Here is a 7,441-nt window from a genome sequence, read left to right on the forward strand (position 1 = left end):
GAACCGGCTTGCGTTGGTGCCGGCGATAACGGCGGCATTGTCGCTATAGGCCGACAGGGTGTGGGCCGGCGATTGCTTGTGCGTGTTGCGTATCATCGAGAACAGCGAAAGCGGCTGTGCCTTGCCATCGATGGTGAAGTCCGCGTTGAACACCTTGTGCCGGCAATGTTCGGAATTCGCCTGCGCGAACATCATCAGTTCGGCATCAGTCGGATCCCGTCCGAGATCCGCGTAACTCTCCGCCAGGTATTCAACTTCGTCGCCGGCCAACGCAAGGCCGAGATTCCTGTTCGCCGATTCGAGTGCCGCGATCGCAGCTGAACCCAGCTCGACGCGCTCCAGAGGCAGTACCTTGCCGACGTCGAACAGATGATCCAGCTCCGTTCGTTGAGTGACCACGGACTGGGTCATCGGGTCGTGCAGGACGGCGAGCAGCTCAGTCCAAGCCTGTGTTCCCGGTTGGGGCGCATGTTCGAGGTCGTAGGCCATCACGCGCTCGACCCTGCTTACCGCGAAACCGCAGTCATGCAGGATGTCGGTGGCCTTGCTCGACCACGGGGAAATCGTGCCCAGGCGCGGAGCCACCCAAAATGCTGCGGGACGCGCCTTCGCGGACCCGGTTTGCAGGATGCGCTGCAGCCTTTCCATGTCCACTTCGTTTTCGGCTTTCGCCGCAACGACATACACATGCCAGGCAGCGCGCAGCACGCAGCTGTTGGCGATACGCGCCAATGCAGCGTTCTGGCGATCAATTCGAAATGCGGATAAGGCCGGCTGGCCGTCAAGAACGATCATGGCAGTCGGTCGGAAAAGCCGCTCATGGGGCCTCGCATGATAGCCGATGGCGGTGCCCGACGAGAACCCGAGGCGATCGCAAACCGCTGATACGCGGTGATTTGCGACCGCCTGTCAGTCTGCTCTTCAGGCGCCAGGCTTGGCCATCGCCGCGACGCGCTCAAGCTGGGACTGCAGCTGGTCCGGCGTCAGATATCCGCCGATCTTGCTGCCATCCTCGGCGAAAACAGCGGGCGTGCCGTCGACACCAACCTGCATGCCAAGCTCATATTCCTCGGCAATCGGGTTGTCGCACTGGATCGGAGCCGGATCGGCACCGGCCTTTGCGGCGGTAAACGCACTCTTGCGATCCTTTGCGCACCAGACCGATTCCGCCTTGGCAAATGATGCCGAGCCCGGACCGCTGCGCGGGAAGAACAGGTAATCGACCTGGATGCCGCGTTCGTTGTACTCGGCAATATGCGAATGCATCTTGCGGCAGTAGCCGCAGTCGATATCGGTAAACACGGTAACCTTGTACTTGGGCTTGGATTGCGGCGCAAAACTGATCTTCTGGGCTTCCGGGTAGGCGTCGAGCTTGGCCACGTTGACACGGGCCAGACGCATCGCGGTCAGATCGAGCTTGGCATCGGCGTCATACAGGGTGCCCTGCAGGATGTAGCGTCCATCCGCGCTGACATAGAGCAACTGGCTTCCGACGGCGGCCTGGTAATAGCCGTCAATCGGCGATTTTTCGAATGCTTCGATCGGGGCCTTGCCGACCAGCTTCTGCACGGCGGCACGAGCCTTTGAATCATCGTCCTTTGCAGCATGGGCCAGCGGCGTACAGATACAAAATGCGAGGGCGGCGGCTATCAGTGGAAATTTCATGGGGTCTACCTTATTGGATGGAGTCGGAGCCGTACTGGTTACGGTGCGACGGGATTCTTGGCCAGATGTTCGAGTTCTGCCGCCAGCTTTTCGGGAACGAGGGCAATCTGGGGGGCCACCTTGGTGCCATCGGACGCCAGCATCGTGGGCGTTCCATTGATACCGATGGCGCGTGCAACGTCGATCGACTCCGCGACAGGATTCTGGCAGGTCGCAGAACCGGTATCGCCGCCCTTCATTGCAGCCGTAAACGCCGACTTGCGATCGATCGCACACCATACGGCTTCGGCTTTCTTGTCCGCTCCGGGATGCATCTCGAGCGGCAGGAATACGTACTCGACCGAAATACCTGCGGCGTTGTAGGCCTCAATCTGCTCATGGAATCGGCGACAGAACGGGCAGTCGATATCGGTGAACACGGTCACCGACCACTTCGGATTCGGTGGAGCAAAGATGATGCGCTTGTCCGGGCCGATGTTCTTCAACGATGCCATGCGGTTCTTGGCGCGTGCGGCTTCGGTGATGTCACGCTGGTTGTTTGCATCGATTGCACTGCCGTCGAGGACAAAGCGGCCGTCCTTGCTCACATAGATGAACTGGCTGCCGATGATGGCCTCGTAGAAGCCGGGGATGACGGACTCCTGAACCATATCGATCTTGACCTGTGGAGCCAGCTTGGCCATGGCAGCCTGCACGGTTTCTTCAGGCGTGGCGGCCGAGGCATCGACCGCGAGGAACAGGGTTAGCAGAATGAACAAAAGACGCATGGAATACCTCGGCAATGAACTCAACGGGCAGCCGCCGAAGCGGCCAGCTTGGATGATGCGGAATCTGCGGAAAGCTTGCGCAGGCTAGAGAGCAGTCGCTGTGGCGACAGCAGTACGGTGGAATCAATCATGCTGCCATCCGGCGCAATGGCGGTGGGAGTCTGCACGACCCCCATGGCATTGCCGGCTTCGCGCATCTTCGTCAACGGGTTGTCGCAAACGGGCACATCGGGATTCTGCCCCATCAGCGCAGCAGTGTAGGCGAGCTGGCGATTTTCGGAGCACCAGATCGAAACCGATTTGCGATCGGCGCCGGGATGGATGCTGAGCGGGAAAAACACGTAATCGATCGCGATGCCCAGCGAATTGTATTCATCGATTCGCGTATGCAGACGCCGGCAATACGGACAATCCACGTCAGTAAAGACGGTGACGCGAAACTGCGGATCCGCTGGCGAGAAGCTGAGACGGCCCGAATCGCCAAGCTCAGCCAGCAATTCCTTGCGCCGCGCTGCCATGCTCAAGTCGCTGAGGCTGACATCTTGTTCGACATCTTCAACGGAGCCGCGCACAAGGTAGCGGCCATCGGCACTCGCATAGGCCACCTGCCCCGCGATTACACCCTCGTAGTAGCCTGGCAATGCCGATTTCCGGAAAGCGCTGATCTGCTGCAATGGCGCGATTTTCTGGATGGTTGCGCGCGCGGCATCACCCTCGGCAGCGTAAGCCTGCACGAAGGGGAGTCCAAGAAAAACGACGCAAAGCGCGCGCAAAAGCATCATGTCGCAGGGAGTTCCCAAGGGCGAGTAGCAGTACAGTGACCGTGGCTGGCGGTATAGGTTCCAGCGAAGCCCGCGATTTTTGCACGGATGGCGAACCCGCGAAACCCGGGCACTGGCCCGGAAAGCACCATTCAGCCTCGCGGGTGATGCTCGGCGTGCAGGCGTTTGAGCCCTTCTTTGGCAACCAGCGTGTAGATTTGTGTCGTCGAGAGCGAGCTATGCCCCAACAGCATCTGCAATGCGCGCAGGTCAGCGCCGTGATTGAGCAGATGCGTGGCAAACGAGTGCCGCAGCACGTGCGGAGATATGCGTTTGCTCGCGATACCTGCGACCAGCGCATGCTTCTTTACCAGAGTCCAGAACATCTGGCGGGTCATCCCGGCACGGCGCGCGGTGACGAAAAGCGCATCGACCCGGCCACCTTTCAGCAGCAATGGCCGAGATTCGTCGACATAGCGCTGCAGCCAATGCTGGGCCTCGGCGCCGATGGGCACGAGTCGTTCCTTGCCCCCTTTGCCGGTCACGCGCAGCACACCCTGGCGCAGGTTGACCTGGTCGGCACGCAGCCCGACCAGCTCGGTGACACGCAAACCGGTCGCGTACATGAGTTCCAGCATGGCGCGATCGCGCAGTCCCAATGGGTTTTCCGCAGGCGCAGCAAGCAATGCCTCAACTTCGCCTTCCGCCAGCGCCTTGGGCAGACTGCGCGGAAGCTTCGGCGCATCGACCAGCAAGGTCGGATCTTCGGCAATTTTTCCGTCGCGTTGCAGCAGACGGTAGAAATGGCGCAGGGCCGAAAGAAGGCGCGCAGTGGAACGCGGACTGAACCCGCGCCCCTTGCTGCCTCCGGTCTCTGCCCGCATGGACAGGTATCGATAAAGCAGTTCGCGCCGGCACCCGAGCAGATCGGCACCTTGCGCAGTCAGACCCAGCCAGCGCGCAAACGCTTCAAGATCCCGCCTGTAACCGGACAAGGTATTGTCGGCAAGCCCCAATTCCGACCAGGCCCGCTCGAGGAATGCCTCGATCAGCACACGATCCCGCTCGTTCAATTCCGCTTTCATGTCCTTGCCTGCAGTCACCTGTACCTTTCTCCGATGTTGCATGGCCCGACTCAAACCGCGAGGCTAGCGCACTCCCGTCCGACACACACCCAAGACCGTGGTTGAAAACGCACCTCTGTGGCGGCGCATGGCCGCACTGTCCTACGACCTGCTCGTACTCGTGGCGATCTGGATGTTTGCCGCGGCAATTGTATTGCTGATATTCGGCGGCACCGTCGACGTCGTCCAGCAACCACCGCTCTATCACGTCGTCCTGCAATCCGTGTTGCTGGGCCTGACCGGCTTCTACTTCGTGGTTTCATGGTCGAGGGGCGGACAGACGATCGGAATGCGTGCCTGGCGCGTACGTATCGTCGATGAAGACGGAAATCCGCCTGATGCACGACGCTCCCTGCTTCGATTCCCGCTTGCGCTGGTGTCTCTGATCGCCGCATTCGGCTTTGTCTGGTGCCTGTTCGATATCAGGCGCCGCGCCTGGCACGACGTGATGGCGAAGACTCGGATGGTTTTTGAGAAGCCGGGAGCTGGGAATGGGGAGTGATTGGGATTTTCCTGCGTCGAACCTTGAGGAAAGACGTAGGTTGGTGGTGAGCGCCAGCCAACCCCAACATCGCCAAGCCGCGCCGCCGCACGGGAGCTGAGGTGACTTGGATGTTGGGTATCGCTGCGCTCAGCCCAACCTACGCAGAGCAACCCGACTCGCAACCACCAGCAGCGCCCTGATTTTCTATCGGCGTGCCTATCCTCATCCGCCCTTTATTCGCATCATCCATGGCGCTCGCCTCCGGGCGGGCATTCGCCGTTCGTGTCCGACCCTGTCGGACGCAGTGGGCAGCTTCTCCCGCGGGGAGAAGGAAAATCCACACCCGAATCTCGAATCTCGTTTTCTATAGCCAAATGGCTGCTCATCCCGGCCTATCAAGCATTCCTGCGGAACCAGACGGTCGCCATACCAATCAGCAGCAAGGGCGGCAAGGCATTGGCGAGCGCCAGTGGCAGGCCGTAGACCGAACCCATGGTGACCACGGACCGCTGCAAGAAGTAGAAACCGATGGCCAGCACGATGCCGATGAAAAGGCGCTTGGCCAAGCCTCCACTGCGCAAGGTGCCGAACGCGAATGGCAAGGCGCAGAAGGCGAGCACCAGCACGTTGACCGGGTAGAAAAGCCGACTCCACCAGGCCTCGCGGAACGTACGCGAATCCTGGCCATTGCGCTCGAGATAGGCAATGTTGCGCGAGAGATCACGCAGGTTCAGATAGTCCAGCTTGACGATGCTGAGCGCGAGCAAGTCCGGATCCAGGCCCGACGGCCAGACCAGCTCCTTTTCCGTGGTGCTGTTTGCAGAGGCTTCTCCGAACACGGTGCGGCGAACATCGAACAGCGTCCATTGTCCTTTCACATGCAAGGCACGTGCAGCCACGGACAACGTGGACAGACGACCCTCGGCATCAAATTCGAAGACACGGACGCGACTCAGGTCCACGGCCGGCCCCTGCTCGGACTGATGCGCGCGGCCACTCCCTGCGTTGATGACCGTATCGCCATCACGCGCCCAGATGCTACCGCCCTTGGCCAGCGTGACATCGCTGGATTTCGCAGCCAGGGCCAGCGCCTTGGCGCTCTGGTCGCCAAGCGGCGCGAGGGTCTCGCCCACGGCGACGACGAAAACGGTGAGCACGACAAGGGACAGCACGACCGAAGCGCAGATGCGCAGCTTTGACATGCCGGCAGCGCGCAGTGCGGTCAGCTCGCCGCTGCCCGCCAATCCGCCCAGGCCTGCCAGGCCGCCGATCAGGGCGGCATAGCCGAACATTTCATAGAGCCTGCGCGGTATCGTGAGCAAGGTGTAGCTGGCCGCCTTGGCCAGCGTGTAGCCGCCGCGACCCACGTCACTCAATTCGCCCACGAAGATCGTGAACGCGTCAAAGCCGACCAGCACCAGCCACGTGATGCCGACCGCGGCCATCACAGATTGCGCAACCAGCCGATCCACCTGCTTGTAGGGTCGCCGAATCATGTAGCCGCCCGCCTGCGTCCACGCAGGCGCTGGCTGCGCCAGAGCATCCACAACGCGACCAGCAGGGTTGGCACGTAGACCCACCACAGCCCTGCTGACGGCGAAAGCTTGCCATGAGCTATCCAGGAACGGCCCAGGGCCAGGAAATTGGCGTAGATGATGTAGGCAAGCACGGCAATGATCATGCTCGCGTAGCGCGGTTGGCGCGGACTCGAACGCGACAGCGGCAAGGCCACCAGGGCAAGCAACAGAATGGAGACGACGGGAGCGAGGCGCCAATGCAGTTCGGCACGCTGAACCGTATCTTCGCTGCGCCACAACTCGGTGGTCGGTGCGGCACGTTTGACCGCATCGGAGGTATCTACTGCATCGTTCTCGGCCAGGCGCAGGTCGTTTCGCTGGAATCGCAGCAGGCGGTAGTCATCCTGCCCGGGATGCCCCTCGACGCGAAATCCGTCCTCCAGGGAAAGGAATCGATCGCCACCGGAAGTGTCCCGGTACAACTCGCCTTGCTTGGCGGTAATGATGTTGATCTGGGAGCTGCCATCAGCTTCCAGCGTTTCACTTTCGACGAACATGCGCGTGAAACGGGCGCCTTCCGGCGACATCCCTCCAACATAGATGATGCCTTCGCGCCCGGGCAGCGACACGAAACGTCCCGGCTCCAGGCCGGCAATCAGCAATGAGCGGTTCGCTTCGTCGACCAGATGCTGGGACAGGCGAACGGCGGAGGGAGCCACCCAGAAGGCGATCAGGGCCAGCAGCATGGCTACCGGGACGACAGCCAGGAAGAGAGGGCGCATCAAACCGCGAGCGCCGAGCCCGGATGCGCTCAGGACCGCCATTTCACTGTCGCGGTAGAGGCGACCGTACGCAAGCAGGACACCGAGGAACATGGCCAGGGGCAACAGGACATTGAGGCTGTCTATGGCGCGCAACGCGATCATCGCGACCAGGAGATCCGCCGGAACGCTGCCGCGTGCGATCTGGTTGAGCACCGCAATCAGCGTTTCGCCGATGCTGATCAACAGCAAAACGGCGCTGACGCCGAGGAACGACATCACGAGCTCACGGAACAGGTATCGGTCGATGATGCGCAGCAACGGCTGTATTTGCCTTAGAATGACGGGTTTGGCGCCACGGG

Annotated in this window: 7 protein-coding genes and 1 pseudogene; 1 reads left to right on the forward strand and 7 read right to left on the reverse strand. The window is 61.2% G+C overall.

The genetic code is table 11. From position 1 onward, the window contains the following. From WBP53_RS11790 to xerD, 5 genes and pseudogenes are all read right to left on the reverse strand, one after another. A pseudogene (locus tag WBP53_RS11790) lies at positions 1–795 on the reverse strand (phosphoribosylformylglycinamidine synthase); the annotation flags it as partial. Positions 796–921: 126 nt separating this feature from the next. Beyond that, positions 922–1,665, reverse strand: coding sequence for a DsbC family protein (locus tag WBP53_RS11795; protein ID WP_423929147.1), 744 nt, complete (start codon positions 1,663–1,665; stop codon positions 922–924). Positions 1,666–1,703: 38 nt separating this feature from the next. Further along, complete coding sequence (locus WBP53_RS11800) at positions 1,704–2,432, reverse strand: DsbC family protein (RefSeq protein WP_423929149.1); 729 nt, start codon at positions 2,430–2,432, stop codon at positions 1,704–1,706. A gap of 20 nt (positions 2,433–2,452) precedes the next feature. Further along, the gene (locus tag WBP53_RS11805; protein ID WP_423929151.1) at positions 2,453–3,214 is read right to left on the reverse strand and encodes a DsbC family protein; all 762 of its coding nucleotides are present in this window, start codon (positions 3,212–3,214) and stop codon (positions 2,453–2,455) included. Positions 3,215–3,345: 131 nt separating this feature from the next. Next, positions 3,346–4,278 carry a site-specific tyrosine recombinase XerD gene (gene xerD, locus WBP53_RS11810; RefSeq protein WP_423929159.1) on the reverse strand — a complete coding sequence of 311 codons (933 nt, stop codon included), beginning with the start codon at positions 4,276–4,278 and terminating at the stop codon, positions 3,346–3,348. A gap of 97 nt (positions 4,279–4,375) precedes the next feature. Between xerD and WBP53_RS11815 the strand changes: the two genes are divergently transcribed. Continuing rightward, positions 4,376–4,819: an RDD family protein gene (locus WBP53_RS11815; protein ID WP_423929153.1), complete on the forward strand. Its 444-nt coding sequence runs from the start codon at positions 4,376–4,378 to the stop codon at positions 4,817–4,819. Between the two features lie 377 nt (positions 4,820–5,196). Here WBP53_RS11815 and lptG read toward each other — a convergent pair whose 3' ends face one another. Both lptG and lptF read right to left on the reverse strand, forming a co-directional pair. Beyond that, positions 5,197–6,297 carry an LPS export ABC transporter permease LptG gene (gene lptG / locus WBP53_RS11820; RefSeq protein WP_423929155.1) on the reverse strand — a complete coding sequence of 367 codons (1,101 nt, stop codon included), beginning with the start codon at positions 6,295–6,297 and terminating at the stop codon, positions 5,197–5,199. Next, positions 6,294–7,441, reverse strand: a 1,148-nt coding sequence (lptF, locus tag WBP53_RS11825) for an LPS export ABC transporter permease LptF (RefSeq protein ID WP_423929157.1), incomplete at its 5' end; no start/stop codon positions are given. The genes lptF and lptG, both read right to left, overlap by 4 nt.

The sequence above is a fragment of the Dokdonella sp. genome (assembly GCF_049593775.1).
In the GTDB taxonomy this organism is placed as follows: Bacteria; Pseudomonadota; Gammaproteobacteria; order Xanthomonadales; family Rhodanobacteraceae; genus Dokdonella.

Excerpts from the sequence above, each read along its gene's own strand:
- WBP53_RS11795 (WP_423929147.1), bottom strand. The coding sequence starts at position 1,665 with ATGAAATTTCCACTGATAGCCGCCGCCCTCGCATTTTGTATCTGTACG.
- WBP53_RS11800 (WP_423929149.1), bottom strand. The coding sequence starts at position 2,432 with ATGCGTCTTTTGTTCATTCTGCTAACCCTGTTCCTCGCGGTCGATGCC.
- WBP53_RS11805 (WP_423929151.1), bottom strand. The coding sequence starts at position 3,214 with ATGATGCTTTTGCGCGCGCTTTGCGTCGTTTTTCTTGGACTCCCCTTC.
- xerD (WP_423929159.1), bottom strand. The coding sequence starts at position 4,278 with ATGAAAGCGGAATTGAACGAGCGGGATCGTGTGCTGATCGAGGCATTC.
- lptG (WP_423929155.1), bottom strand. The coding sequence starts at position 6,297 with ATGATTCGGCGACCCTACAAGCAGGTGGATCGGCTGGTTGCGCAATCT.